The sequence below is a fragment of the Bradyrhizobium sp. JYMT SZCCT0180 genome (genome assembly GCF_018130165.1).
In the GTDB taxonomy this organism is placed as follows: Bacteria; Pseudomonadota; Alphaproteobacteria; order Rhizobiales; family Xanthobacteraceae; genus Bradyrhizobium.
The window spans coordinates 171,209-197,150 of sequence record NZ_JAFCLZ010000018.1; the positions used below are offsets into that span (position 1 = coordinate 171,209).

Below are 25,942 nucleotides of genomic sequence, written 5' to 3' on the forward strand. Positions count from 1 at the left end.
GTCAACCAAGAACTCGTCTCCGGGGAGATCACGGCATAAGCCGTAAAGCCATTGCGCAGGGAAGGCCGGGTGTTCTCCGCTGCCCTGTATGCTCGTGTGCACTTTGTTTTGTGCTAACCGCACACGAGACCGCGGGTGCAGCGCGCACCCGGTCTTCCCTGCGCCCTCTTGATGAGAGGGCAAGGAAGTTACTTGCAAAGCTCGGGCGCAATGCGTCGCGAGATCGTGAACACATATTCAACTGTCGTCACCCGCCCGAGTGCGCAATTGCGCACGGGGGGCGGGTGACCCAGTATTCCAGAGGCGCCAATGATTGAATCGAGAAGCCGCGGCGTACTGGGTCCCCCGCTTTCGCGGAGGACGACACCATTGGTTGGCGCTGTACCATCCCCGTCATTGCGAGCGAAGCGAAGCAATCCAGCTATCCGTTTTGCCGAGTTATGGATTGCTTCGCTGCGCAATGACGTGGAGAGGTCGCGGCGTACCAAATGCCCGTAGCGCGGAAAGTATCATAACGTGTTGCAGAGCAGCCCGGCACGTCGGGGAATTGACTCCAAGGCTTAACCGGCTGCAAATGCAGCCAACCAATAACCGCGAGGAAAGCACCATGGTTGACGCGCTGATCATCGACGCCTGCAGGACACCGCGTGGCATTGGCAAGGCCGGCAAGGGTGCGCTCGCGGGTATCCATCCACAGCAACTCGGCGCCACGGTATTGCGAGCGCTGGCCGATCGCACCGGGATCAATACCGCTGATGTCGACGACATCATCTGGGGCACCAGTTCCCAACGCGGAGCGCAGAGCGGCGATCTCGGCCGGATGTCGGCGCTGGATGCCGGCTATGACGTGCGCGCCAGCGGCGTCACGCTGGACCGGTTCTGTGGTTCCGGCATCACCAGCGTCAACATGGCGGCCAATGCCATCATGGCGGGCTCCGAGGATCTCGTGATCGCCGGTGGCACCGAGATGATGTCGATGGAGGGCCGCCGCGGCGAGGGGCCGTTCATGATGGACAATGGCAATCTTCGTCTGCGCGCCCGGCACCCGCAGTCGCATCAGGGCGTCTGCGCCGATGCCGTGGCGACGCTGGAGGGTATTTCGCGGCAGGACGTCGATGAACTCGGTCTGGAGAGCCAGAAGCGGGCGGCTGCCGCCATCAAGGGCGGTCATTTCGTCAAGAGCCTCGTGCCGGTTCACCGCGAGGACGGCAGCCTTGCGCTGGACCGCGAGGAATATCCGCGCCCGCAGACGACGCTGGAAGGCCTTGCCGGATTGAAGCCAGCCTTTACCGCGGTCGCGGACTATCCGCTCGACGACAAGGGCACGACCTATCGTAATCTCATTCTGGACAAGTACCCCGATCTCGACATCAACTTCATGCACCACGCCGGCAATTCCTCCGGCGTCGTCGACGGCTCGGCGGCCATTTTGCTGGCGTCGCCGAATTATGCCAAGGCGCATGGCCTGAAGCCGCGGGCGCGCGTGGTTGCGATGGCGAACATGGGAGACTCCCCGACCTTGATGCTGAATGCGCCGGTGCCGGCGGCGCGCAAGGTGTTGGCCAAGGCCGGCCTCACGCTCGATGATATCGACCTGTTCGAAATCAATGAGGCCTTCGCCGTCGTCGCCGAAAAATTCATCCGCGACCTCAAGCTCGACCGCGACAAGGTCAACGTCAATGGCGGTTCGATCGCGCTCGGTCATCCCATCGGCGCGACCGGCTCGATCCTGATCGGTACCGTTCTCGACGAACTCGAGCGGCGCGATCTCAGGCGTGGCCTGGTGACGATGTGCGCCGCCGGTGGCATGGCGCCGGCGATCATCATCGAGCGGATCTAAGCTACGGGAAACTGCAGCTCGAACGCGACGCCCTTGTCGGATGGCAAAAGCCGGATCGATCCGCCGTGACTTGCCATCACGGCCTGGACGATCGCGAGTCCCATTCCGGTGCCGCCAGTATCGCGGCGGGTGGTGAAGAACGCGTCGAATATCTTCTCCCGGTTGGGTTCCGATATCGGGTCTCCGTCGTTGCTCACGGTCATCTTGACCGTGGCGCCTTCATCGACCGCGTCCAGCCTCACATTCCCGGCGTTGTGACGAATGGCGTTGTCGGTCAGATGCGAAAGAACGATGAGCGCCTTCTCATTGGACATGCCGATCGAACGTTCGAGGCAGCCGGTGGCGTCGATTGTGCGGCTGGGAAAACGGCTCTTCAGTCCGCTGATGACCTGGCTTAATTCGGTGTGCTCGTTCTGCGGCGTGGTCTCGGCGCGCGCCAGTTCGCGCAGCCGCTGCGTCATGGCTTCCAGGCGCTCGGTGTCGCCCAGAATGTTCGATACGAAAGTCTTCTGCTCCGTCAGTGTGAGATTGCCGGTCTTGCTCTGCAGCGAATCCAGCAGGAGTTCTGCGGCGCCCTTGATCGAGGTCAGCGGCGACTTCAGCTCGTGGGTGAGATGCGACGAGAAGGTCGCGATGTAATCCGATCGGCGCGACAATTGCTCGGCCATATCGAGAAAGCTGTGCGACAGCTGGGAGAATTCGCGGGTGCCGTAATGCGCCAGCGGCTGAAAGGCGTCGCGGTCGCCGCGGCTGATACGGGCGGCGCGATCGACCAGTTCGCGCATCGGCCGGGTGATGGTGCGGGAAAATACCAGGCCAATGATCACAGTGGCGAAGATGACGGCGAAGCCCGCAAGAATGAACTTGCCGCGCTCCTGATAGAGATGGTCGAAGATGTTGCTCGGCGTCCTAGATAGATAGACGACGCCGGCAACGCGGTTGTTGACGACCACGGGCATGGCCGAGAACACGTGAACGCCGACGCCGCGGCTGATCGAGTAGATCGGCGGCGGAGGCTTGTCGGGGACCCTGATCCGCAACGCGGCGCGATACTGGCCCTGCAGCGCCGTCGCCACCTCCTCGATATGCGCCAGCGATTGGCCGACTTCGTTGCGGCCGGCGATCACGACGCCGCGGGGATCGAGGATCCGGAATCCCGCCAGCGTGACCTTCTGCGTTTCCAGGATGATCGGCATCAGCTGGGCACCGATCTCGACATAGGCCTGAGATGCGGGCGCACTGGCTGGAAGTGCGTCGGGCCGCCGCCGCAGCAGGTCGGCGCCGGCGGCAAGGTCGAGCGCCGGCCGGATTGGCGTCATCTTGTCGTCTGACACGGGACGTGCTTCGGGCGGGAGTTGAGCGCCAAGGACAACTCCGGCACTGAGGCGGGCTTCCACGTCTCGCGCATAGACCGCAGCCAATACCCGGCTTTGGGCAATCAGCTCGGCCTGGGTCTGGTGAATGAGCTGGTTGTCATAGAGCCGAAAGAAGAACAGTCCGACCAGAGGCAATGCGGCCACGGCAGCCAACGCGGCAAAAATGATCATTCCGACCGACGGCCGCCATTTCTCGCCGGCCCGTGATGTCATGCGTGCGGTTCGCATCGGCCGAGCTTGAAGCCAACGCCGTGGATGGTCTCGATGACATTGTCGCAATTCACCGCGGCGAGCTTGGCGCGAATATTGCGAATGTGGCTGTCGATGGTGCGGTCCGACACCTGGATGTTGAGCTGATAGGCGGCATTCATGATCTGCTCGCGGCTGAAGACCACCGACGGCCTGGTCAGAAAAGCCCTGAGGATTCCGAATTCGATGGCGGTCAGGCGAAGCGGTGTCCCGGCGAACGCCGCAACATGCTGTTCCGGATCGACCAGCAGCCCGCCCTGGGAAAGCGCCGCCGTCGCCTTTGTGTCCGACCCGCGCAAGGAGGTCCGGCGCAGGATGACGTTCACCCGCGCGACGAGTTCGCGTGGGCTGAAAGGCTTGGTGACGTAATCGTCGCCACCGATCTCGAGGCCCAGCACACGGTCGATCTCTTCGTCGCGTGCCGAAAGAAACAGGATCGGAACGTCCGAGGACTTACGGATCTCCCGGCAGACATCCAACCCATCGAACTCCGGCATGCCGATATCGAGAATCATGAGGTCCGGCCGGTCGGCGGCGAAGCGGGTCAAGGCTTCCTTGCCGTCCCGCGCCTCGAACACCGTCATCCCGGCCTTCCGGAGCGCGACCCGGATGACTTCGCGAATATGCAGGTCGTCATCGACGATGAGGATACGGTGTGTCAAACGTCTCTCCGGACAAAGGTCGTCGTCAACTTGCGGTCGAACTCTTCTGTTGGGCGTCCAGTGTACGCTGGAGCCGCCAGCTCCGAAAACCCCAGGCGCGCCAGGAAGCCACATCATTGCGATGCTGTTCTACAAGGTAGTTGCGGCGGAAAACAAGGTTTGGATCGAAGCTACGGAGGGCAATCACCCTGTTGATGGCCGGCAAGGCCTGAGGGCCGAGGTGAAACAGATAGTTGATGTCGACCGTGAGACCCTTGCCCGAGACCTCGCGGCTATGATCGACATTGTAATTTGCGATGATGGCAGGGAAATTGACCAGCGAGCAAACATAGAGCGTTGCGGTCAAAGTGATGAGGTTCGCGCGGATCAGCCAATCGTTCGAACGATTGAGCCTGATGCGGGCAACGATGAGCAACAGTCCGAACGCGACAAGCAGCATCCAGATGAAGGCTGCGATACGCCACCAGGTCAGCAGGTAAGTCTGCACATAGAGATCGAGCCGCAGGATGGACGACGCAACCAGCAGGACGTTCTGCGCGACCCAGAGATAGACGAGCGGCCGGATCACCTTCGACTGCTCGGCCGGGCCGCCGGGTCTCATTGCGATGAGCACGAATCCCGCAGCCAGCAACGCGGTGAGGATCAGGGGATAGGCGCCGCGATGCGCATAGGCCGCATAGCTGATGTCGGCCGGCAGCGTTGCGTTGCCCCAGAGAAAGAACACGTCCAGGGCGGTTTGAACCGCAAACAGCAAATTGAACAGGATCAGCGAACGCAGGATGGTCGCCGCACCGAAAAAGTCGATGTCATGAACTGGCTTCTCCTGCTCCTCGGTTGTTGCCACGGCCAAATCGGCCGGCACGTCGGACTTGCGGCGCCACCGGACGTGGATAAAGGGCCAAACCAGCGACAGAGCGGCCGCCCAAAACAGCGCCCGTCCCAGGCTGATATAGGAGGTGGCGCTGCCGGGGTTCAGCAGGCTGATCCATTTCTCAAGCAGCGGGTTGGCCGATACGAACAGAACTGCGAAAATGCCGCTGAGGACCACCGGAATGAACCACACGGTGAAACCTGCCGTCAGCGCCGGGAGATTGAATGCGCTGATGGTGTCCCGGAGCAATCTGAACGGGCCGACCAGATAAAGTTCAGAGAGCGCGGAGACTTGTTCGCCAACACCGGCGAGTTTGCGATCCGTCGTTAGCGAGAGGCCAACGCCGAGTGCCAGGACAATGAAGAAGAGTGAGGCGGCATTGAATTCCTCGATGGCCGGGATGAGGGCGGCGAGCACAAGGAGGCCGGCAAGCAGGACCTTCGCTTTGTTCAGCCTGGTGAAATTGGCAAGCAGCGCGCCGCCGGTTAGTGCGACGGCGAAGATAACAGCGGATATTCCGGTTCGCTGACCATAGAACAGCCAATCGGCCAATGCCGCGAGGGGCACGGCAATGGCCGGCTTGATTGGGAAAGCATTTTCCTGAATGGAGCCCGCCTGGGGTGCCGGCGTGGAGAATTCAACCATCGTTACGCTGCCTGTCTGGAGGGAAAACTGCAGACCAGCGCCGTCGAGGGATGTTCACAGAGCCACCAACCATCATTGGCTAAACGTGGGGGAATGGGCATTCGAAGATCGTCACCGGTTTGCAAGACGAGCTATGCGCGGCCATTGTGCAAATGCCGGGAAGGCTGCCTGCAAGACTTCAGGATTCTTATGCAGTTTCTGTGCAACGGCGCTTATGCGCTCGCGCAGCAATAACAAGTTTGATACGGCGATGATCTCGCCTGTCACACACGCACACAGCATCGTCCTTCATGCAAATCATCAAACGTATCGGCGTCGGCCTGGTCTGGTTCGCGGGGCTGGCTTTCATTTTCGTCGCGGCGAACAAGAACGATCCTTATCTGATTGCGCTGCGTGGTACGGGTAACATCGTTCTTGTCGTGGTGAGCGTTGCTGCTCTCATTCTCCTGATTCGATGTGGGTATTGGCGCAAGCGCGGGATCGCAGGAAAATTGCTGGTGCTGCTGTGGTGTCTGCCGTCACTAGCAATGCTGTGCGCACAAGCTTCGTTCGAGTTGCGCAAGCGAAACGTTCTGCAGACCGACGTCGCGCAGGCGCGTAGCCTCGGCCAGCATTTCATGGTAGGGTATTCATCATTCCCCGAAGTGGCGGCGCTGGCCGAGAAGGGCTTGATCGCCGGCATCTACATCACCAAACACAATGTACGAAGAGCACCGGAGACGCTGAAATCTGAAATCTCGGCGCTTCAGGAAAAACGACGTTCCGCCGGGCTGCCGCCATTGATTGTCGCCGCGGACCAGGAAGGCGGCATCGTCTCGCATCTGTCGCCGCCCTTGACCAAATTGCCTGCGCTCTCGACGCTGGCGAGGCTTCCGCCGGATGCTCGCAAGGAGAAAGCGGAGGCCTTCGGGCGAACGCACGGAAAGGAACTGGCGACGCTTGGCGTCAACCTCAATTTGGCGCCGGTGCTGGATTTGCGACCCGACGCGAAGCGTAACCGGTTCGATTTCAACACGCTGATCGGCCAGCGCGCGATTTCAGACGACCCGGCCATCGTGGCCGACATCGCCAGGTCCTATGTCCATGGGCTTGAGGCCTTTGGCGTCGGTGCGACCGTGAAGCACTTTCCAGGACTGGGACGGGTTCGTGCCGATACCCATCACTTCAGTGCCGATCTCGACACGCCTCTGGCGGAGCTCGAAGCGTCCGACTGGCGGCCGTTTCGGGATGTGCTGGCGGGCTCCAGGGCGCAGCTAATGATCGGGCATGTGACGCTGACCGCGGTTGATCCCGACCGCGCGGCGTCGCATTCCCGGCTTGTGGTTGACGGCATCGTTCGCAAGAAGTGGAATTATCAGGGCGTCATCATGACTGACGATCTGGTGATGGGCGCGATCTATCAGAACAATGTCTGCACAGCGGTGGTGGAAGCGCTCAATGCCGGCGTCGATCTGCTGCTGGTCGCCTTCGACGGTACGCAGTTTTATCGGATCTTTGCGTGCGCCAAGGAGGCATCTTCTAAAGGGAAACTCGATCCGGTAACGCTACGCGACAGCGAGGCGCGGCTAAGGCGGGCGTTCCCGCCGGATTGAGCGAGACGCTCCTCGCGGTCTCGGTGCTGGAAGGTCTTGCGTTTGCCATGTAACATCATCTGACGACGCGCCGGTCGTCGCCGCAGGTACCATCGCGGCGGGCCGGAAAAGACGTCCTCGGGGTGGTGTAATGCAGTTCGGAATCTTCGATCAAAACGATCACGGGCCCTATCCGCTCACCGAACAATATGAAAATCGGCTGCAATTGATCGAGTTCTACGATCAAGCCGGATTCCGCACCTGCCATATGAGCGAGCACCATTCGACACCGCTCAATTTAGCGCCATCGCCAAGCGTGTTCCTTGCAGCGGCGGCGCAGCGCACCAGGCGTCTGCGCCTCGGTGCGCTGGTCTACGTATTGCCGGCGCACCATCCGCTGCGGCTGGCCGAAGAAATCTGCATGCTGGATCATCTGAGCCGGGGCCGGATCGAGGTCGGGATCGGCCGGGGCGCTTCGCCGCATGAGCTGCATTATTTTGGCGTCGATCCGGACCGGGCACAGGCGATGTATGTCGAGGCCTACACCGTCATCATGCAGGCGCTGACGCAGGCCGAGGTGAATTTTCAGGGCAAGCATTATCAGTTCACGAACGTGCCGATCGACATGAAGCCGGCGCAGCTTCCGCACCCGCCGCTATGGTACGCGGTCCCGGTGCCCGAGGGCGCGGTCTGGCCGGCGCAAAACAGGATCAACATCGTGTGCGGCGGGCCCTTGCCGCGGGTACGTGAGATTACCGACCGCTTTCGCGCCGAATGGGCTGCGGCGGGCAATTCGCCGGATCAGCTGCCGCTGCTCGGGATCAACCGTTTTGTGGTGGCGGCCGACAGCGACCGGGAGGCGATGGCGCTCGGTCGCCGCGCCTGGCCGGACTTCTACAGCAGCTTCATGAAGCTCTGGAAGAAGCACGGTACGCAGCCGCGTTTCGCCCGGCTGCCCGAGGACTTCGATACGATGGTACAAAACGGCGGTGCGATTGCGGGATCACGGGGCACGATCCGGGAGCAGGTCAGAACGATGACCGAGGAGGCGGGCGCCAACTACTTCATCAGCCAGTTTTCGTTCGGCAACCTCAGCCAACAGGAGGTATTGCAATCCGCTGGCATCTTTGCCCGCGAGATGCTGCCCGTGGCGCGGGAGCGCGTGACGCAGACCACCTGGGAACACCAAGGATGATCATTCGCGTTATTGCATCGAGCCGATCCGTCGAAATCGATGACCCCGGAAATTTCAAGGCATTCTCGGTCCGCATCGAAGGGGCGATGGATGCCACCGTGCAGGAGAAGCTGCTCGGCAGCGTGGCGTTGCGCAGCGATCGCGAGCATGCCTGGATTTCGGAGCGGGTCTTGCGCGATTGGCCTTCGCTCAGATACGAGGCGTGGTGGCAGGATGGCCTGTCGAACATGATCGCAGCGGTGCAGAAGTTCGGCTGGATCGATCAGGTCAACCATTCGATCCGCGCCCACATCGAATACGCGCCGTAGCGGTTTCGCGGACCGCAGCCTCGCTCACTAACGAGTGCTGAGCGCAGGTTTGTAGTCCTGCCGCTTGGACCACGACGCGTAATAGGCAACGCCCGCCATGATCGCGATTCCAACGATGCTGACCAGGAAATGCATCGCGAGCGAATTCGGACCCGTGATCAGGAAGAAATGCCCTGCAAAGGAAAGGAAGACGCCGGCGCAGAAGACAGGCAACCATTCTTCCCCGCACTTCACGATCGGCCGCAGGGCTGGCCGTTGAAATCCATGCCAGTCTCTCGGGACCGCGAACGAGAAGAGGAAGGCAAGGGTGAGGAAATGAAGTACCCTGTAAGGGGCCAGATTTTCCTTCTCATTTGGAAGGAAGAGATTGAACACGGCGTGGGGAACGATTCCAGCCAACTGCGGCAGGTTTCCCGCTACGGTCACGATCAACGCGAACAAGAGATAGAGCAAAGCCAGTATGCGCAGGATCGAAAGATCCTGGAGCGAACGAATCGCCCGCATTTGCCTTGCGCTGCCCAACGCGAACCAGGCGCCGAGCACGAACACCAACTGCCAGGAGAACGGATTGAAGTACCAGTGCCCGTCTGGAAATGAGGATAGATTCCAGTCGAATTTGCGAGCGGCGAGGTAAAGGACAATCGACCCGGCTGCCGTCAGGTTCGGCCGGCGCAACATTCCGAACAATACGACCGGAAAGAATGCCATCAGAACGATGAAGAGCTGCAGCACATCGAGGTTGAGCGGTTTGGCCTGGAGCAGCAGGCCGTAAATCAATGTCCGGATCGTGTGGCCGAGGATCCCGGCGACATTGAATTCGTGGATGATTTCGGGCGCCGCCGATTTCCTGGCGACGTATCCGATCAGGTCGATATAGATCACGAACAGGACGACATAGGCGGCGTATAGCTGCCATACACGCCTGAAAATGCGGGTAGCGGTGACCAGGAAACCGCGCTCCAGCATCATTTTTCCATAGAGGATTGCGGCGGTATAGCCGCCGACAAACACGAACAGGTCGGTTGCGCCGCTGAATCCGAAATTCCGCAGGGTCAACACGCTGACCGCGTTATGCGGGATGTGATCCAGAAATAAGAACCAGGCGGCGATACCAAGCAGCAGACTGAGCCGCGGATCGCCGTCGCGTGCGGCAATCTCGGCCTTCATTGACGGAAACATGGAGCGTAAGAACTTTGCAAGCCGGAGAAAATCGAATCGCCTATGTAGCGCAATTGTCTGCGCCGGCCGAGTAGACTTTGCGTGAAGAATATTTAAGGAAGCCGGCGGCGATCAAAGCCCGTTAATGATCACGTTATTTTGACGACGAAATAGGGGTGCGCGAGTTCAGACGGTTTCATGTTTTCGCAGGTCGCGTCGGTGGTCGAATTGGTCGGCCTGCAGATCGACGCTTGCCGTGCCAATGTCGGGAAGCGCGGCTTCGTTCAGAATGTCGGCGGTTATGTCCTCGACGGCGGAATCGACGATTTCATGGATAAAACTGACGTTCCTGTATTCACCCGACGCAATCCGCGAGATGACCTCGCGCCGGGTAATTTCAGGATCGACAATGGCTTCACGGCCGCGACGGCCGTAATCGATCATCACGACGAAATACTGCATATTTGGCAATCTGTCAGTCACCCGGGAACGGATGACCGCAGTATTGCTGAAAACCGGAAAAAGTCAAGCGAAAATTCGGTAAATCAGCAATCAAGTCGGAGCGCGGACTGTTCCCGGCGGCCGGTCGGCCGAATCACTTGATGGCTTTACCTGCCGAATCGCTTGCCTTTCTCCGGCATCCCGTCCGCTATTTTGCCTTCCCGGTCTTGCGTGTCTTCGCAGCTGCCTTAGTGCGCAGGCGTTCGATCTGGCCCCGCGGCAGGGTGACGCAGATCTCGCCGATCCATTCGAGTTTCACGCCCGTGATCGGCTTGGCGTTGAAGCTCTTGAGATTGACCAGAGGTGAGGACTTTCCTCGCTCGATCGTCTTCAAATAGCGCTCGCCGGTCTTCAGGCGCACGACAGCCTCTTCGCCGTAGAAGCTCGACAGCGGATGGCGCTGCTCGCGGAAAACCACGATAACGTCGCCATTTTCGTACTTTGGCAGCATGGAATCGCCTGCAACTTCAAAGGCGATGGTCTCTTCGGCCATCGGGAAGGGCAGTTCGACCTCGCCGAGGCCTTCCGGCGGCACCTGTTCATGCTCCGGCTCGATCGTTGCGCCGGCGCCGACCCGGCCCATGATCGGCACCGAATTCAGCCCGAGATACTCCGTGATCGGTGCGATCTCGGACGCCTTGATCAGGCGTATCCCGGACAGGATTTCCGAGACTGCGCCCGCACGGACCCCCATGGCCTCCGCGAGGCCCCCCTTGCTTTTGCCTGTCCTCTCAAGTGCCCGTTCGATCATTTTGACGTCCAGCATGGTTCTTCCTTTCCCGAATTTCGGAAACACTAGCAGTTACGATAACCAGAAATCAAGCTTGACTTTTCGTTCGGAATATCGGAAATAGATGGAGGCGTCGGGCGACGTTCAAAGAAACAGGAAATTCGCTAATGGAACCAACAGACTGGGCGCCCGAGCACTCGGGCGCGCTGCGGGAGCTTTTTGCCCTGCGTTTGTCCTTTGCCAGGATCGCGGCAGCTATCAACAGGAAATTCAACACAGCTTACTCGCGCAATGCCGTGCTGAGCCGTGCCAGGCGGATGGGGCTCGCCTGGAACGATCGGACCGAATCGTCCCCATGCGGGCAGCCGCGGTTAAGTCGGCCGAGCGAAATTCATCTGGTAAAGTCGACTTCGCCCAGGTTTCCATGGCCGATGCCACCGTTTAGGGGGACGAAGCCGGTCAGGCTGCGCTGCGTGGAGACCGAACCGCTCCATCTTTCCCTGATCGAACTGGAACGCGGCAATTGCCGCTACCCTTACGGTGGGGACGAAGAGGGCGAAGCCATCACCTTCTGCGGTCATCCAGGCCGGCCCGGCTCGAGTTACTGCACACCGCACTTTCATCTGAGTCGCGGCCCCGGCACGCCGTCGGAACGTACGGCGTGCACCGTCTTGCTCAAGCTGGTCGAGACGGCATGAACGGCAACGCCAGGTTCTTCCGGGCGCAATCCAAACCCCATCGTTCTTGAAAGGAGATCATCCGACATGCCGAGAGCCAAACGGAACAAGCCCTATAACCCTGCAAAGGCACATGACCGGAAATCCCGGGATTTGCCACGCAATGCCGAGGTCGCGACCGTCGAGGTCGACAATCCCCTGGCGCTGGAGCCGGGTGAGAAGATCGTTACCCTGCGCTCCATCCGCAACGATCCGCTTGCCCGCCTGCATACGCATCGCCAGATCGACGAGGCGCAGTACCAGGGCGGGCGAGCCTTTCAGAGCGATTGGGAGAGGGCCGAACGCGGCCCGCGCGCGGTCGATCCGACCAGGGAGTACGTGGATGGCGGGCAGATGCGGGAGCCGATCACGGAGGGGCAGCGCAAGGCCGTGCTGCGGCTCAATCGCGCCGAGCGCGAACTCGGTGCCGATGGTTCGGCGCTGGTGCATGACGTCCTGGTTCATGGCTTGACCATGGAGCAGGTCGGGCAGCGGCGGGGACTGCGCACGCAGCGCTGGAAGGACTATTTCGCACGCCGGTTCTGCGAATGCCTCGACCGGCTGGCGCTGATCTACGGGTTCGCGACTGCCGATCCGGCAAAAACGCCCCCGCGATGAAGGTTATTCCAGCCCAGCGCGGCGGAAACCCTCCAAATAATGCTCTCGATCCGCGTCGAGCCTCCAGGGCAGCTGCGTCGCAATCCAGGCCAGCGATATGTTGGGCTGGGTCCGCCGCAGCTCCCCGAGCGCAGCTTTGGCGACGTCGATCTTCCCGGCCATGCCCGCGGCCACCGTCAGCACCCGGTAGGCGCCGCTGAGATCGCCGCGCTGGCGGGTCGCTTCGCGGGCGAGCGAGATCGCTTCAGAATAGTTCCTGCCGACGAACTGGGCATAGGCGGCGACGCCGTAGTAGATGGCGGACGAAGGGTCGCGCGGGCTCTGGCGGATGGCGCGCTGCGCGGCCGCATAGGAGTCCTGCCACCGCCCGCAATAAGACAGCGCCAGCGCGTAGTATCCTTGCGCCAGTGAGAAGTTCGGGTTGAGCTGTAACGCCAGCTCGAATTCGGCCAGCGCGTGATCGAGGCGACGCGTGGAGAAATAGACGCTGGCGAGCGCGGTATGCGCCCACGCATCCTCGCTGTCGGCAGCGATGGCTGCGAGCGCCGCGCGCTCGGCGATGGAGGCCACGGTCGTAATGTCCGCCCAGCCCAGATGCACGCCGAACATGTGGTTGGTCGCGATCAGGGCCAGCGCCTGGCCGTAATTCGGATCGATCGCAATCGCCTGTTCCAGGAGCGTCTGAGCGGCGGCGCTGTCCGTCCGCGTCACGCGCCAATGATGCGACAGCGCCCGCATGACAAGGTCCCACGCGTCCACGCTGTTCGGTGGTTTGCGCCGGCTGCGGAAGTTTTCGGCGGCATAGATCTGCGGCTCGATCGCCGCGACGATGGCATCGGTGATCTCGTCCTGCACGGCGAATACGTCGACCAGATCGCGGTCGTAATGCTCTGCCCAGAGGTGGCTGCCGGTCGCAGTGTCGTTGAGTTGCGCGGTGATGCGCACGCGATCGCCGCTCTTGCGCACGCTGCCTTCGAGGACGTAGCGCACCCCCAGTTCGGCGGCGACCTGCTTCAGATGCACCGCCTTGCCCTTGTAGGAAAACGACGAGTTGCGGGCGATGACGAAGAACCAACGCAATTTCGACAACGCGGTGATGATGTCTTCGCTGATCCCGTCAGAGAAGTATTCCTGTTCCTGGTCGCCGCTCATGTTGTCGAACGGCAATACGGCAATCGCCGGTCGATCCGGTAACGGCAATGGCCGGGGGGCCGGTTCGGAAGCTGCTTCGGCCGGCTCGGGGGGCGGATGAACGCCATTCACGTGCTCGTTCACGGCTCCCACGAAACGAAGACCCTTTCGCGGAATTGTCCGGATCAGCCGTTGCTCCTTGCCGCGATCGCCGATGGCGTTTCGGGCGGCGTTGATGCGGCTGTCGAGCGTTGAGTCCGACACGGTCCGACCGCCCCAAACCAGCGCGATGAGATCGTTCCGGCTGACGACGTGATCGCGATGCTTCAACAGATGAACCAGCAAGTCGAACACTTGCGGCTGCATCGCAACCAGTTCGCCGTCGCGGCGCAACTCGCGAAGATTGGTGTCCAGAGCGTACTTGTCGAAGTCGAATTTCACGTGCGTTGTCGCATCCATTCTCAACAAACAATCAAGTCCATCTCATGGAGAGATCAAGCGTCCGGCAAAGTCTTGTCGGCGCTCTTCAGTCATTCTGCAAGAACCGAAGTCGCGACCCCATTGCTCTCCACGGAGTTAGTTTCATGTCCGAAGCCCGAGCCATTGGCTCAGTCATGCCGACAAATCGAATGCTCAAATTCACTGCATTTCTGTTCGGCGCTGTGGCCTATTTCACATTTGTCTTCACGATTTTGTATGCGATCGGGTTCGTATCGGACCTGGTCGTGCCGAAGGCCATCGATACCGGCGCGAATTCGCCCGTTTTCGAAGCAATCGCCGTCAATCTCGCGTTGCTGTCGATGTTTGCCATTCAACACGGCGTGATGGCGCGTAAAGGCCTTAAGCGATGGTGGACGCAGTTTATTCCGAAACCGTTCGAGCGAAGCAGCTATGTTCTGTTTGCCAGCCTGACGTTGCTTCTGATGTTCTGGCAATGGCGGCCGATTCCGGCCGTCGTCTGGCAGATCGAAGAGCCCGAAATGGCCGCAACGATCGCCATATTATCATTTATCGGCTGGGTGGTGGTGTTTACCAGCGCATTCCCGATCAATCATTTCGAATTATTCGGACTGCATCAGGTCACCAACCACCTGACCGATCGGCAGATGCCGCCACCGACCTTCCGGGCGCCGCTGCTCTACAATTTCGTGCGGCATCCGATCTATCTCGGCTTCATCATCGCGTTCTGGGCGGCGCCCACCATGAGCGTCGGACATCTGTTGTTCGCGGCGGTGACCACGGCCTACATCTTCATCGGGATATTGCTCGAAGAGCGCGGCCTCGTCGGCGTGAGGGAATGAGCTTTCCATAACGGGAACGACGTGGCGAACATGAAGCGTCACGCCGCTCGATCCCTAGGTAGTCCTGAATCGGGCGGCGTTCGCTTTTTGGGAGAGAGCTATGTGAGAGGCAGGTCCCGCCCTGCAAATTCGGGGTTTGGCGTTGGCTGCGGGCTTCCGGTAAAAGCCTTGAAACACCTTCGCGGCGGCGACTATCTGTTCCGCCAGGCAGAATAACACGAGGAAATGCCCGACATGACCGCCAGACCGCAATTGCCGGAGCGCACGCCGCGCGCCACGGGCGAACCGACCGCCCTCGATGGTCTGCTGGTCGTCGATTTCACCCGTGTTGTCGCAGGGCCCGCCTGTACGCAAACGCTGGCCGACTTTGGCGCCGAGGTGATCAAGATCGAAAATCCGGATGGCGGCGACGACACGCGTCATTATGAACATGCGGAAATCGGCGGCGAGAGTGCGGCCTTTCTCAGTCTCAACCGCAACAAGCGCGGAATTGCGCTGGATTTCACCAACCCGGCGGCGCTGGAGGTCGCGCGCGAACTGATCGCGAAAGCGGACGTCGTGGTGGAAAATTTCTCTGGCGGCGTGATGAAGAAGTTCGGCCTCGACTATGCGTCGGTCGTTCCGAGCAATCCGCGACTGGTCTATTGCTCGATCTCGGCCTATGGCCGCAAGGGAGAGCTCGCCTTGCGCCCCGGGTTCGATCCGATCACACAGGCCGAAAGCGGCTTCATGTCGCTGAATGGCTTTCCGGATGCTCAGCCGGTACGAACCGGCCCGCCGATCGTGGACATGGCGACGGGAATGTCGGCGTGCAACGCGATTTTGCTGGCTCTGATCGCGCGCGACCGGCTCGGCCGTGGCCAGCAGGTTGAGGTGGCGTTGATCGACACCGCGGTAGCGATGACCGGCTTTTATGGCATGGCCTACCTGATCAGCGGCGAGAACCCTGGTCGTTTCGGTAATTCACCGAACGGCTCACCGACGGTCGGCGTGTATCAGGCCGCCGACGGGCCGCTCTATATGGCCTGTGCCAACGACCGGCTGTACCGCCGCCTTGTGACCGAAGTGCTGGAACGGCCCGACCTCGTGACCGACCCTGAGTTCGCTCACCGGAAAAACCGAACGGCCAACAAGGAAAAGCTGCGCGCCATCATTGCCGGCGTCTTTGCCAGCGACCGGCTCGAGAACTGGATGGCGAAGATGAAAAAGGCGAACATACCGGTCGGCTATCTGCGCACCGTGGAAGAGGGCTTCAACGCGCCGGAAGTGCGCGACCGCGATCGCCTCAGTCACATCCCGCATCCGACCGCTGGTTCAGTGCCCAACATCGAAACGCCGCTCAATATGAGCCTCACGCCCACGATCGATCCGGTCGCAGCGCCGCTGCTCGGCGAGCACACCAAGGAAGTGCTGCGCAAGACGCTTGGATACGATGACCGCCGTATCGCTGATTTGGCCGAGGCGGGGGCTTTCGGAAAGACTGGTAATACCGGCTGACCGGCCGTCTTTCGTTTCCAATCGTGCTTCCGGTGCGGGGGCTGATCCATTCGGACCGGTCCCGGCACCGCACATTTCCCGCCGACCCTTCGACGCGCCGAATCGGGCCGTTTCGGCCGTTCAGTTCGGCTTGCTACGCAGGTTGTTTTTCGGCATAGTTGCAACCTGTTCCGGCTCCGCGCGATCGATTTCCAGGCGAGCCATGCGAAGTATCAGGGTCGCCGTCGTCAGGCCGAGCCGTTCGGCTTCTTGCGCGGCAATATCTACTTTCTGGGCCAAGCCCTCACGTTTACCTGGATATGCCATTCCTGTTCCTCTTCTAAGGTGCGAGATGAAAAATCCCACTTATGTTGCAGAGCTGCAGAAGAAACTCGGAGCTCCATCGAGCGAAACGATCGAAAGCCTGCGACTGTTGAAGGCTTCGTGAAACTTCCGTCCGGTCAGCGTTCCGAAATCATCGAGCTGGTCGAACGGGTGGCGACGGACCCCTTGTCTAACGATCCCTCATTGTCTTGACCCCCATTGCACGCGCCTTGCTTCAATTGTTCGCTTGATGGGCGGGCGGACGGGTCGCGATCGCGTAGACAGCGCCGCCCTCCAGCGCTTCGGATTGGTGGAGTGTGCCGGCGGGCAGGTGGATGGTATCGCCGGCGCCGACGATGCGCTCGCCGCCATCCCACATGAAATTGAGCCGGCCGCTAATGATCACGAGGATTTCATCGACCGGATGGGTGTGAAAGCGATGCACCTTGCCCGCGGCGTCATGCTGCAATTCGATGCTGCCTTGCTCGGGGAGCAGGTTCAGGATGACGGGATCGATAGCGAACTCGGTTTTCTGACTTGCGATGATTTGGGTCATGCCGCTTGCTCCTTGTCTTCGATTTGAGACGGTTTGCTCTGCGCGAGCTTGGCGAAGGGACAGCCTCCTCCGGATTCGTTGTCGTCATGCAGGAAGTATTGCTGGTACTCGCGCCCGTCGGCCGCACCGTAACGGCCAAGATGCGGTGAGGGGCTTGCATTGTCGTAGGGAATGAGCCGCTTGCGTACTTCGGCGAACGCGGCGTTGGTGGCCTTTTCGCTACCGAGGATCTTCTCGAACACCCATCGTGGCTGGAAGGTGAGCATGAAGGCGCTCGACCGGCGGCTTTGCCGCATCACGTGTGCCGGCGTCGTGCACACCACAAAAATTGGCTCTCCGGCGAATGAGAACTCCCACATTGGATGATCGATCTGTTCGGGGATCTCTGCCGGCCATGGACTCTTGTCGAGCCGCGCCAGCTGGTCGAGCGTCAGCCACATCTTGCGGTAATAGGCGTCAAGCGTCTGCACCGGGCGAGGCCGGGTGAATACGATCAACGAAGTGTTGGGACCGTAGGATCTGGACTCGGAGACGTACTGTGCGAGTTGGACCCCCAGAATCTCGACGTCGTAGGGATCGAGGAACAGATAACGCAACTGGTCCTGCCGATGGCCGGTCACGCCGAAAACACAGGGAAAAGGTCTCGCTTCGCTGCTCATCTGGGCTTCGAATTCGGAGAACATGACGCTTTGCCAACTGCTCACCGCATACTTCGAAGCGACTTCCTCTTTTCTCAAAAACAAACGCTCCATAACGCCCCCTCTACGTTCAATACGTCTAGCGAACTATCAATTTGGTCCTCATCAATAACGGCCCGGCGATACCCGGCAGCGACATGAGCAGCAGGATTCCGATCAGCATGCTGTAACCGGCGTCGCCGATCGCGGCAGCGCCTTGCATGCCGCCGCTGGCGGCAAGCGGACTGGCGGCAATCATGGCGAAGCCGATGACGGGCTGCGCGGCGCCGGCGAAAATTCCCGCGGCCGTCGTGTTCACGGACGCGCCGACGCCGATCAGGTCGGTGGTGTATAGTTTCTTGGTGCATTTCAGCACCAGGGGCACCGTCCCGCCGGCGACAAGTCCGAGCGCCGTAAACACGAAGGTCACGTAGATCAGGCCGAACGCCTGTGCGATCGGCGGCAGCAGCATTGCAATCAGCACCATCCGCAGCACGCAGATGCGGATCAGCGCGGTGTCGAGCGCGGCTGCTGCGCGGTCAGCCATGTGACCGAGAAAGATCGAGCCGACCGCGTTACCGATCATGAAGGCGAGCAGGGGAGTGGCGGCCGCCGTCGGCGAGATATTGAAGAAATGCGCCACCATCGGAATGCCCCAGACGCCCGACAGTGTCGTCACGACGGCGAAGTGGGAGGCAAAAGTCATGGCGCAGCCCCAGTTGGCGAGCTGGGTCAGAGATTGTCCGGCGGCCACAACGACGCCCTTCAACGTCTTGTTGCTGCGCGACACCGGATCAGGCTTCAGCACGACCTTGGCGAAGGCAAGGTTGGCCAATCCGACGGCGGCGATGAACAGGAAACACGCGCGCCAGCCGAAGCCGGTTACCGCGGCCGCAAGCGGCGTCGTCGCGATGACACCGCCGACGTAGCCGGATACTTGCGAGATGCCCGACATCACGCCAAACCGCTCGTCGCTGAAGCTCTGCGCCACGAGCTTCAACAGCGCCGTGAATACCAGCGCGTCGCCGCAAGCGATGACGAGGCGCGCCGCAAAAACGTCGAGCATGTTCGGCGCCAGCGCAAACGCAGCGCTCCCCAGCGATGATGCCACCATGCTGAACAGCACCACGCGCTTGACGCCGTAACGGTCGACCAGAAGACCCGCCGGAATCTGCATCAGCGTGTAGCCCCAGAAGTAGCTGGAGGCGAGCATCGCGACGCCGGCGGCGTCGGTGCTGAAGTCGTGCATGAGGTTCAGGCTGACCGATTGCGGCGACACGCGCTGCAGGAACGCGATGGCGTAGGCGATGGCCACCGCTGCCCAGGCCAGATAGGCGCGATCGGTGAACCGCGAGACCGGTGCGACCATGGCCTGTTGTCCGGGTATCGACATCATACCCTCGCGTATCCGACCGAGAACAGGGCGTCGGCCGTATCGGGAATCACACGGGACATCGCGGCGTCGACCAGCGACGCCGCGCCATGATAGTTCTGCCGGTGGTGCTTAATGTGGCCGTAGGCGCCACGCATGATCATGCCGGGCAGTTCCAGCAGTTTGCCGGGGTACAGCGAGGAGCACATCTCAATGCAGGCCGCTTGCAGTGCGGGATCCTGTGTGTCCCCAAGCAGCGAGGGGGTAACCTTCTCGCAGATCTTGGCATTGGCGGCCCATACGATGGGATTTCGCGTCCGCCATCCATAGAGCACGCTGTCACCCTTCTCGGCGGCACCAGAGCATCTCAGGACTTCCGAGGTGAAAAATCCGTAGAGCCCGCGGCCCTGATGGGCGGGCAGCACCTCGGTTCCGCTGCGATAGATTGCAAGTCCACTGGAGATGTTCAGCACGCGATAGACTGAAAACGCGGCCAGTCCTGAGCTGCTAAAAACCAGAATGAGGCTGAACTTGCTGTCGAACGGGGAGGCGTCCGCCGTCCAATGCGGCTCGCTGGCTTTCCAGTTGACGGCGATGATGCCGTTCATCGCGTCCATCAGCGGTTGGCGGTCGGAGGCTGCAACGCTTGATGCATCCGGAAAGCTGTAGACTGCGTAGTCTGTCCAGGGCGATTTGATCGCCTGATACCGGCTGCCCAGATTTCGCGTCATCGCCGAACTCCAGTTACGCCCCTGAGCTATACAGGCGAGCCTCGAATGGCTTAAAGGACAATATGCCCTCGAAATCTGCCAAACCCCGACGCTCCGGACCGCGTGAAACGCCGTCGACGCGACGTATCGCGATCGTCGCCTTTCCGGGCGTGACCCTGCTGGATATCTCCGGTCCGGCGCAGGTGTTCGCGGAGTTGGCGGCGATCGAGTTGCCCGGTCCGGGTTATTCCTTGTCCTATCTGTCAGCCTCGGGCGGGTTGGTGCCGACAGACGTCGGGATGATGGTGGATACCGCCGCGATCGAAAGCGTCCGGCCGCATCAGGTCGATACGCTGGTGATCCCGGGCGGGCCCGGAATTTGGGATATCCGCGACGACGTCCGGCTGATGCAATGGATCTCGCAGACGCTGCCCACGGCGCGTCGGGTGGCATCGGTGTGTCTCGGGGCTTTTGCGCTGGCCTGGACCGGCGCGCTGGACGGAAAGCGCGCCGCGACCCATTGGCGCTATTGCCCGAGGCTGCAGGACAGCTTCCCCAGCATCCGCGTCGAGCCGAACGCGATCTTCGTCAAGGACGGGCGGGTCTGGTCATCGGCTGGCGTCAGCGCCGGCATCGATCTGGCGCTCGCCATGATCGAGGAGGATTTCGGCCACACCACCGCGCTCGACGTTGCGCGAAGGCTGGTGGTGTTTCTCAAGCGGCCCGGCGGCCAGAGCCAATTCTCCACCGTGCTCGCGGCGCAAGCCTCCGACGTCGAAGGGCGGTTCAGCGCGTTGCACGCCTGGATCATCGAGAATATCGCAAGCGATCTCAGGGTCGAAACACTCGCCGCGAAGGCCGGGATGACGCCTCGGACTTTTGCTCGCACCTATGCCAGCCGCACCGGGATGACGCCGGCGAGCGGTGTCGAAGCGCTGCGGGTGGAAACCGCACGTCTGTTGCTGGAAAGCAGGCAGGTCGGCGGCGTGATCGAGGTCGCCAAACGCGCGGGGTTCGGCGATGACGAACGCATGCGCCGCGCGTTCCTGCGGCACCTCGGCGTATCGCCCACCGAGTACAGAAGCCGTTTTTCGGGCGGTTGAGCGGCGCCGCGGGGGCCACCGGCCACGAAGTTCCCCTGTGTTGGTCCCCAAAATGCGCCAAGCTCTGACGTTTTTGGCCACAATCCAAATCGACCGTGACGACATGAAAACGCTGGCCGTCATTTCGATTCTTGCGCTGCTCACGGTTTCCGGGGCGGCCTATACCGACCGGCTTTTCATGGGCGATCAGCAGACGACGCGAGGGGCGGATTGAACGCGCCTCACAAGCACCTTGGGGACGATGAGCATGCTTTCAATTGATCAATTCCTGCGATTCATCAGCGTACCGGCCGTGATGGCGGCATTCCTGATTGCCTCCCAGGTTTCGGGCGCGGGAATTTTCCATTCCAAGCCGATGTACCTCGCCAGCGAATAGCAGCCTCCCGTTCCAGCACCGGATTAACCCGTTCAAAGCGGTAGCTTTTCCCTTTTGTCTGCGGCTAATGTGCCGCCAAAACGGGAGAGAAACAGCATGAATGATGGGACCCCCATCCGGCCGACGAGGAACGTCGAACTCGGCGCCAGCGGCGAAGAATTCCAGAATCTCCATGAATTCGTGCGCAAGGCGCGGGCCCGGCTGAACCAGAACGCCTGGGACTATATCGTCGGGGCCTCGGAGACCGAGACGACCATGCGCCGCAATCGCATGGCGCTCGACGAGATCGCATTCCGGCCGCGGGTCCTGCGCAATGTCGCCAGGGTCGACGCGTCGACCGAACTGTTCGGCCGCAAGTTGCGCCTGCCGGTGATGATCGCGCCCGTCGGTGCGCTGGAGATTTTCGATCCCGATTCGGGTGCTGCGGTGGCGCGGGGAGTTGGGACGTTCGGTGCGGCCCACATGCTCAGTTCGGTCTCCGAGCCGGGGCTTGAGGCTACGGCAAAAGCAGCGCCCGATGCGCTGCGCATCTTTCAGCTTTACGTTCGCGGCGACGATGCCTTTGTCGAAGATACCGTCAGCCGCACGATCGAAAACGGCTATGCCGCGTTTTGCCTGACGGTCGACACCGCCCATTACAGCCGGCGCGAACGCGATATCGCCAAGCGCTATGTCCGCGAAAGCCGCATCCGCGCTACCGGTGGCGACTTCCAGAAGGGGCTGGAATGGCGGACCGTGAAGCTGATCAAGGACAAGTATAAGATCCCGCTGGTGCTCAAGGGCATCGCCACCGCGGAAGATGCCGCGATTGCGCTCGATCATGGGGTGGACTGGATCTATGTGTCGAACCACGGCGGACGCCAACTCGACCACGGCCGCGGCTCGATGCATGTGCTGCCCGAAATCGTGGACGCCGTTGCCGGCCGCGCCAAGATCATGGTCGACGGCTCGTTCTGCCGCGGCACCGACATTGTGAAGGCGATCGCCTCGGGTGCCGATCTCGTCGGCATCGGCCGCCTGCAATGCTGGGCGCTCGCCGCCGCGGGCGAAGCCGGCATCACCCGGATGCTTGAATTGCTGGAGGATGAAGTGATCCGGTGCCTCGGATTGCTCGGCGTCACCAGTCTTGCGGAGCTCGACAAATCCTATCTGCAAGCGGCGATGCCGACCAACCTGCCGAGCGCGTTCAGTGCATTCCCGCTGCTTGATATTGAGCCTTACCGGTACTGAGCACACGGCGTTACCTCTCGTCAGGTCTTGAACGCCATTCTCAGCAAGGTAGGCGCTGATTGTCGGCATGAGCTGAGTCGGTGCGCGCAAGAAGCTGCCGTGATGCAGACAAAATCTGATCGAAATCTACCAATAGTCGAAGGGAATGGTGGACAATCCTTTCGCTGAACTCAGCCTCGAAAAGGCTATTGGCCTTCGCTGGACGCTGCGGGACATTCAGGCCCGCCGGCTGAAAATGTCGCCTGTCAGCGACGAAGATCTGCACGTGCTGACCGAACTCGGTCTGATCGAGATACGAGACGAGGGGCCGGTGCTGACGGAGGCAGGGGCAGCCGTGCTGTGACCCGATCTAGAGCTTCGGTCCTGATTGAATCAGAACCGAAGCTCTAGATTCTTTTTTTGTCGCGTTTTCTACCGCAGATAAGTCTACGCAATCTGCGCAAACTTGATTGCTACGCGAACCGGTAGCCACTTCGCTCGAAAACGCTTTAGCGGGCCTTCAAGAAGCTCTCGCCCGAGTCGCAAGGCGTGCATCGATAGGTCAGCACATCGTAGCTTTGATCGCGTGGCTCGATCATGGCCAGCCTCATTTGCGCGCCGCATTTGATGCAGGGCATTTCTATGCTGGTTTGAAAGCGCGTGCAGGTTGGCGTTGGCCGGAATGTTTGCAGCATTTGTTCCCCATGTTCCCGAGAGCGACGCAACGCCACAAACCGTCGAACTCGAGCCCCCGAATCACTATGCCACACTGTTGACATGATTGGAATCGGGTACGCTAGCCCGTATCGCTACGGGCCGGGAAAGGAAATAATTCCCTTTCGGAAGCGCCTGGATGCATCCCCGGGAAGTGCGGCGCCGGCCAATACGGCGCAGACGCCGCCCTGAACTATGCTAACCTCCCAGAGACGACATTGGAGAGGCGATCATGATTGAACCGAAACTCGAAGTTCCGGCCGAGCTGCGCGATCTGGCCGAGAAAACCATCGATCAGGCAGAAAAGGCGTTCGGCATGTTCTTCGATGCCGCCGGCAAGTCGATGACGTCGATGCCGGGGCCAGGGACGGAGATTTCGAAGCAGGCGCTATCGTTCACCGAGCAGAACATGAAGGCAGCCTTCGAGCACGCCCGAAAGCTGGTTCATGCGACCGACCTCCAGGAAGCGATGCGGATTCAGTCCGAATTCCTGCGAAGCCAGTTCACCAATGCCGGCGAGCATATGAGACAGATCAGCGGTGGTGTCATGTCGGCCGCCAAGGACGCGAGCAAAGGCAAGTTCTGAACGGCAGCCGCTACCGCCGGCGCGCTATCGCGACTCCGAACAGGAACGCAACGAACAGACTCGCGAGGGGCGCTTCCCGGGTAATGGCGCTGACGGTGGATAGCGGCTTGCCGGGTTGCCGTGCCGTTGCGATCGCCTCGGCTAGACGATCGACCGCGGCCTGAAGCGCTGCAGATACATCCGTGATCGTGCGCGATACATCGGTCGCGGTGTCGATCGCGCGTTCGGCCATGCTGGGCTGTAGCGGTGGAGGTGTCTCGATGCTCACGGTCGACACTCACTTTAAACTTCGAAATCTATTCAGCATGCTGGAAATGCGCGACCAGGCGATTTGTTCCGCCACGGTTCCGCGACGGTCTGACGGCGGAACAATCGTCAGCCCCGGGATTTGATTCCAACACAGCAATCAATCCAGGTTTCTGAAATGGCGGACAATCATTCGAAGGAAAACCATGCGACACGCCGCGGCGGAGCACCTTTGGCGGTCGCGATTGCAGTCGCGTGTATAGGCGGGTTCAGCATGTTGATCGCTGATTACGGCCCAAGGAATAAGCCCAAGGTGCAAACGGCCGCGGAAGCTCATTACAGCACCACAGGCGACGCCGCCCGGGCGGCTGGCGCAACGGTGATGCCGACCGAACCCAAGCCGCGACTGGAGCCTGATGCGCCGGGGCCGAAGCCCGTGCAGCCGGCAAACCCCTTGCGGTCCGGGGATAACTAGAGCGTTTTCCAGCGAAGTGGACACCGGTTCACGTGAAGAAAACGCGTCAAAACAAGAATCTGGAGCCCCGTTCCGATTCCATCGGAACGGAGGCTCTAGTCGGCGGGTTGGTTCTCGCCGTGCGAAATCCTGAGGGCAGCATCAATTCTCATGTGAACACGACGCTCCGCCATGTGAATCAGCCGCGTCCTGGTCTTGCCGGCCACGGTCTGCCCGCCGATCTGAAATCGCCATTGCCAGATATCTGGCTCGCCGGTGGCCGTGACGCTGTATTCCACGCCCTTGTAAATCACGATCTGCCCCATGCTGGGTCAATATCATGAGGGACAATTCTTTGCCGCTGCGATCAATCCGGGAGATTACGGAAAATGGCCTGTGATCTGCATGCTTCCCATGCAGAATGGCGTGAAACACGAATGGCTCGATGCTGCCTTGCAAGGGCTGCGGCGGGTTCGCTCAGGAGGTACCGATAGCCGATGCCGTTGACGAACAGTCGTTCGGGCAGCTCGCAAGAAGCCGCGAGGTCTGATGCGGCGATCCTGATTTCGCGTTTGACACGTCGGGCAAATCAGGGGCAGAAAATCATCATCGCGAAATCAGGCTCGTGACCGGCGCATCAGCGTACGCTGACGAACGCGCCCCATACGGCAGCAAGCCCCGCTCCCACCAGGACGAGAAGCGGGTTGGCACAAAACGAACTGCCGTACTGGCACATCGTGACGCCGAGCGAGCCGATCTCGTTATGGCTTGCTGCATAGAACAGGCCCGACAGGATCGCGAGCACGGTAGCGACGAAATACATCAACGGCCTCCTTGCGATCTGATTGAGCGTTGGCCGGTGCCCTGCGCCCAATGTTTCCATTTGAATGTCGATGTACCGAACCAATTTTTTGCGCTTGACGCGTCGGGCAAATCAGCGGCACATCTTCATCATCGCCGATATCGTAAAGCTCGCGCCGGTAAATCGGCCGCGGGCTTTTTCATTTGCAGCGATGCTATCCGCGGGGAAGTTTCAAATTATCCAACCTGTTGCATCGCATTTTCGGTAATTTGTCGACGGTCCGAAAAACATTTGACACGTCGGGCAAATCACCGGCAGATTTTCACGATCGCGACAATCATGCAGAGCCCGGGCGGAGCAATCCGCCGCGGGCTTTTTCTATTGAAAGTTTCCAATCGGACGGCGGCCGCTTGTCACGACGCCCCAACTCCCAACGCCCGTCGCCTGAGGCGTCGCGGGCGCGCC

29 protein-coding genes are annotated in these 25,942 nt (G+C 60.8%); 14 read left to right on the top strand and 15 right to left on the bottom strand.

All coding sequences use genetic code 11. The features are described from left to right. Positions 1-607 precede the first annotated feature (607 nt). On the top strand, positions 608-1,840 hold the full coding sequence (locus JQ641_RS25815; RefSeq protein ID WP_211998690.1) for an acetyl-CoA C-acetyltransferase: 1,233 nt from the start codon (positions 608-610) through the stop codon (positions 1,838-1,840). Here JQ641_RS25815 and JQ641_RS25820 read toward each other — a convergent pair. The 3 genes from JQ641_RS25820 to JQ641_RS25830 are packed head-to-tail and all read right to left on the bottom strand — an operon-like array spanning position 1,837 to position 5,643. Next, on the bottom strand, positions 1,837-3,429 hold the full coding sequence (locus tag JQ641_RS25820) for an ATP-binding protein (protein WP_211998691.1): 1,593 nt from the start codon (positions 3,427-3,429) through the stop codon (positions 1,837-1,839). The genes JQ641_RS25815 and JQ641_RS25820 overlap by 4 nt on opposite strands. Then, positions 3,426-4,127: a response regulator transcription factor gene (locus JQ641_RS25825; protein ID WP_211998692.1), complete on the bottom strand. Its 702-nt coding sequence runs from the start codon at positions 4,125-4,127 to the stop codon at positions 3,426-3,428. Before JQ641_RS25825 ends, JQ641_RS25820 begins: the two co-directional genes overlap by 4 nt. Before the next feature lie 25 nt (positions 4,128-4,152). Further along, a complete protein-coding gene (locus JQ641_RS25830) occupies positions 4,153-5,643 on the bottom strand; it encodes a DUF4153 domain-containing protein (RefSeq protein ID WP_211998693.1) in 1,491 nt (496 codons plus the stop codon). Between the two features lie 290 nt (positions 5,644-5,933). Between JQ641_RS25830 and JQ641_RS25835 the strand changes: the two genes are divergently transcribed. The 3 genes from JQ641_RS25835 (at position 5,934) to JQ641_RS25845 (ending at position 8,717) form a co-directional block, all read left to right on the top strand. Beyond that, positions 5,934-7,235 (top strand): glycoside hydrolase family 3 N-terminal domain-containing protein, encoded by a 1,302-nt coding sequence (locus JQ641_RS25835; protein ID WP_211998694.1) that lies wholly within the window; start codon positions 5,934-5,936, stop codon positions 7,233-7,235. 130 nt (positions 7,236-7,365) lie between these two features. Further along, the gene (locus JQ641_RS25840) at positions 7,366-8,409 is read left to right on the top strand and encodes an LLM class flavin-dependent oxidoreductase (protein ID WP_211998695.1); all 1,044 of its coding nucleotides are present in this window, start codon (positions 7,366-7,368) and stop codon (positions 8,407-8,409) included. Next, positions 8,406-8,717, top strand: a complete 312-nt coding sequence (locus tag JQ641_RS25845; RefSeq protein WP_211998696.1) for a hypothetical protein — start codon at positions 8,406-8,408, stop codon at positions 8,715-8,717. The genes JQ641_RS25840 and JQ641_RS25845 overlap by 4 nt, the downstream gene beginning before the upstream one ends. Before the next feature lie 27 nt (positions 8,718-8,744). Here the strand turns inward: JQ641_RS25845 and JQ641_RS25850 are convergent, their stop codons facing one another. The 3 genes from JQ641_RS25850 to JQ641_RS25860 form a co-directional block, all read right to left on the bottom strand. Next, entirely contained in the window at positions 8,745-9,896 is a 1,152-nt protein-coding gene (locus JQ641_RS25850; RefSeq protein ID WP_211998697.1) for an OpgC domain-containing protein, read from the bottom strand. A gap of 165 nt (positions 9,897-10,061) precedes the next feature. Next, on the bottom strand, positions 10,062-10,337 hold the full coding sequence (locus tag JQ641_RS25855; protein ID WP_211998698.1) for a hypothetical protein: 276 nt from the start codon (positions 10,335-10,337) through the stop codon (positions 10,062-10,064). A 187-nt stretch (positions 10,338-10,524) separates the two neighbouring features. Continuing rightward, a complete protein-coding gene (locus tag JQ641_RS25860; protein WP_211998699.1) occupies positions 10,525-11,142 on the bottom strand; it encodes a LexA family transcriptional regulator in 618 nt (205 codons plus the stop codon). Between the two features lie 131 nt (positions 11,143-11,273). On the opposite strand from JQ641_RS25860, the gene JQ641_RS25865 reads away from it, so the two are divergent. Both JQ641_RS25865 and JQ641_RS25870 read left to right on the top strand, forming a co-directional pair. After that, entirely contained in the window at positions 11,274-11,804 is a 531-nt protein-coding gene (locus JQ641_RS25865; RefSeq protein WP_211998700.1) for a GcrA family cell cycle regulator, read from the top strand. A gap of 66 nt (positions 11,805-11,870) precedes the next feature. Further along, a complete protein-coding gene (locus JQ641_RS25870) occupies positions 11,871-12,440 on the top strand; it encodes a DUF6456 domain-containing protein (RefSeq protein WP_211998701.1) in 570 nt (189 codons plus the stop codon). 3 nt (positions 12,441-12,443) lie between these two features. On the opposite strand, the gene JQ641_RS25875 is transcribed toward JQ641_RS25870, so the two are convergent. After that, the gene (locus JQ641_RS25875; RefSeq protein WP_211998702.1) at positions 12,444-14,012 is read right to left on the bottom strand and encodes a winged helix-turn-helix domain-containing tetratricopeptide repeat protein; all 1,569 of its coding nucleotides are present in this window, start codon (positions 14,010-14,012) and stop codon (positions 12,444-12,446) included. A 188-nt stretch (positions 14,013-14,200) separates the two neighbouring features. On the opposite strand from JQ641_RS25875, the gene mddA reads away from it, so the two are divergent. Continuing rightward, entirely contained in the window at positions 14,201-14,872 is a 672-nt protein-coding gene (gene mddA, locus JQ641_RS25880) for a methanethiol S-methyltransferase (protein WP_249150673.1), read from the top strand. A 234-nt stretch (positions 14,873-15,106) separates the two neighbouring features. After that, the gene (locus JQ641_RS25885; protein ID WP_211998704.1) at positions 15,107-16,369 is read left to right on the top strand and encodes a CaiB/BaiF CoA transferase family protein; all 1,263 of its coding nucleotides are present in this window, start codon (positions 15,107-15,109) and stop codon (positions 16,367-16,369) included. A 120-nt stretch (positions 16,370-16,489) separates the two neighbouring features. Here the strand turns inward: JQ641_RS25885 and JQ641_RS25890 are convergent, their stop codons facing one another. The 5 genes from JQ641_RS25890 to JQ641_RS25910 all read right to left on the bottom strand — a co-directional run bounded on the left by JQ641_RS25890 (position 16,490) and on the right by JQ641_RS25910 (position 20,008). Beyond that, positions 16,490-16,675: a hypothetical protein gene (locus tag JQ641_RS25890; RefSeq protein ID WP_211998705.1), complete on the bottom strand. Its 186-nt coding sequence runs from the start codon at positions 16,673-16,675 to the stop codon at positions 16,490-16,492. 232 nt (positions 16,676-16,907) lie between these two features. Then, positions 16,908-17,228: a cupin domain-containing protein gene (locus JQ641_RS25895; protein ID WP_211998706.1), complete on the bottom strand. Its 321-nt coding sequence runs from the start codon at positions 17,226-17,228 to the stop codon at positions 16,908-16,910. Then, positions 17,225-17,980 (bottom strand): YqcI/YcgG family protein, encoded by a 756-nt coding sequence (locus JQ641_RS25900; protein ID WP_211998707.1) that lies wholly within the window; start codon positions 17,978-17,980, stop codon positions 17,225-17,227. The genes JQ641_RS25895 and JQ641_RS25900 overlap by 4 nt, the downstream gene beginning before the upstream one ends. A 25-nt stretch (positions 17,981-18,005) precedes the next feature. Further along, positions 18,006-19,298 carry an MFS transporter gene (locus tag JQ641_RS25905; protein WP_211998708.1) on the bottom strand — a complete coding sequence of 431 codons (1,293 nt, stop codon included), beginning with the start codon at positions 19,296-19,298 and terminating at the stop codon, positions 18,006-18,008. After that, entirely contained in the window at positions 19,298-20,008 is a 711-nt protein-coding gene (locus JQ641_RS25910; RefSeq protein ID WP_211998709.1) for a hypothetical protein, read from the bottom strand. The genes JQ641_RS25905 and JQ641_RS25910 overlap by 1 nt, the downstream gene beginning before the upstream one ends. Positions 20,009-20,070: 62 nt before the next feature. Between JQ641_RS25910 and JQ641_RS25915 the strand changes: the two genes are divergently transcribed. From JQ641_RS25915 to JQ641_RS25935, 6 genes are all read left to right on the top strand, one after another. Beyond that, positions 20,071-21,090 (top strand): GlxA family transcriptional regulator, encoded by a 1,020-nt coding sequence (locus JQ641_RS25915; RefSeq protein ID WP_211998710.1) that lies wholly within the window; start codon positions 20,071-20,073, stop codon positions 21,088-21,090. A 52-nt stretch (positions 21,091-21,142) separates the two neighbouring features. After that, positions 21,143-21,304, top strand: coding sequence for a hypothetical protein (locus JQ641_RS25920; RefSeq protein ID WP_211998711.1), 162 nt, complete (start codon positions 21,143-21,145; stop codon positions 21,302-21,304). A gap of 33 nt (positions 21,305-21,337) precedes the next feature. Then, the gene (locus JQ641_RS38520) at positions 21,338-21,466 is read left to right on the top strand and encodes a hypothetical protein (RefSeq protein ID WP_283813406.1); all 129 of its coding nucleotides are present in this window, start codon (positions 21,338-21,340) and stop codon (positions 21,464-21,466) included. A 96-nt stretch (positions 21,467-21,562) separates the two neighbouring features. Continuing rightward, entirely contained in the window at positions 21,563-22,696 is a 1,134-nt protein-coding gene (locus JQ641_RS25925; RefSeq protein WP_211998712.1) for an alpha-hydroxy acid oxidase, read from the top strand. 145 nt (positions 22,697-22,841) lie between these two features. Then, the gene (locus tag JQ641_RS25930) at positions 22,842-23,039 is read left to right on the top strand and encodes a hypothetical protein (RefSeq protein ID WP_192738659.1); all 198 of its coding nucleotides are present in this window, start codon (positions 22,842-22,844) and stop codon (positions 23,037-23,039) included. A gap of 582 nt (positions 23,040-23,621) precedes the next feature. Then, on the top strand, positions 23,622-23,975 hold the full coding sequence (locus JQ641_RS25935) for a phasin (protein ID WP_211998713.1): 354 nt from the start codon (positions 23,622-23,624) through the stop codon (positions 23,973-23,975). 10 nt (positions 23,976-23,985) lie between these two features. Here the strand turns inward: JQ641_RS25935 and JQ641_RS25940 are convergent, their stop codons facing one another. From JQ641_RS25940 to JQ641_RS25950, 3 genes are all read right to left on the bottom strand, one after another. Then, the gene (locus JQ641_RS25940) at positions 23,986-24,243 is read right to left on the bottom strand and encodes a hypothetical protein (protein ID WP_502754992.1); all 258 of its coding nucleotides are present in this window, start codon (positions 24,241-24,243) and stop codon (positions 23,986-23,988) included. Between the two features lie 548 nt (positions 24,244-24,791). Then, positions 24,792-25,001 carry a hypothetical protein gene (locus JQ641_RS25945; RefSeq protein WP_249150675.1) on the bottom strand — a complete coding sequence of 70 codons (210 nt, stop codon included), beginning with the start codon at positions 24,999-25,001 and terminating at the stop codon, positions 24,792-24,794. Positions 25,002-25,312: 311 nt separating this feature from the next. Beyond that, a complete protein-coding gene (locus JQ641_RS25950) occupies positions 25,313-25,498 on the bottom strand; it encodes a hypothetical protein (protein ID WP_192738654.1) in 186 nt (61 codons plus the stop codon). Positions 25,499-25,942 lie beyond the last annotated feature (444 nt).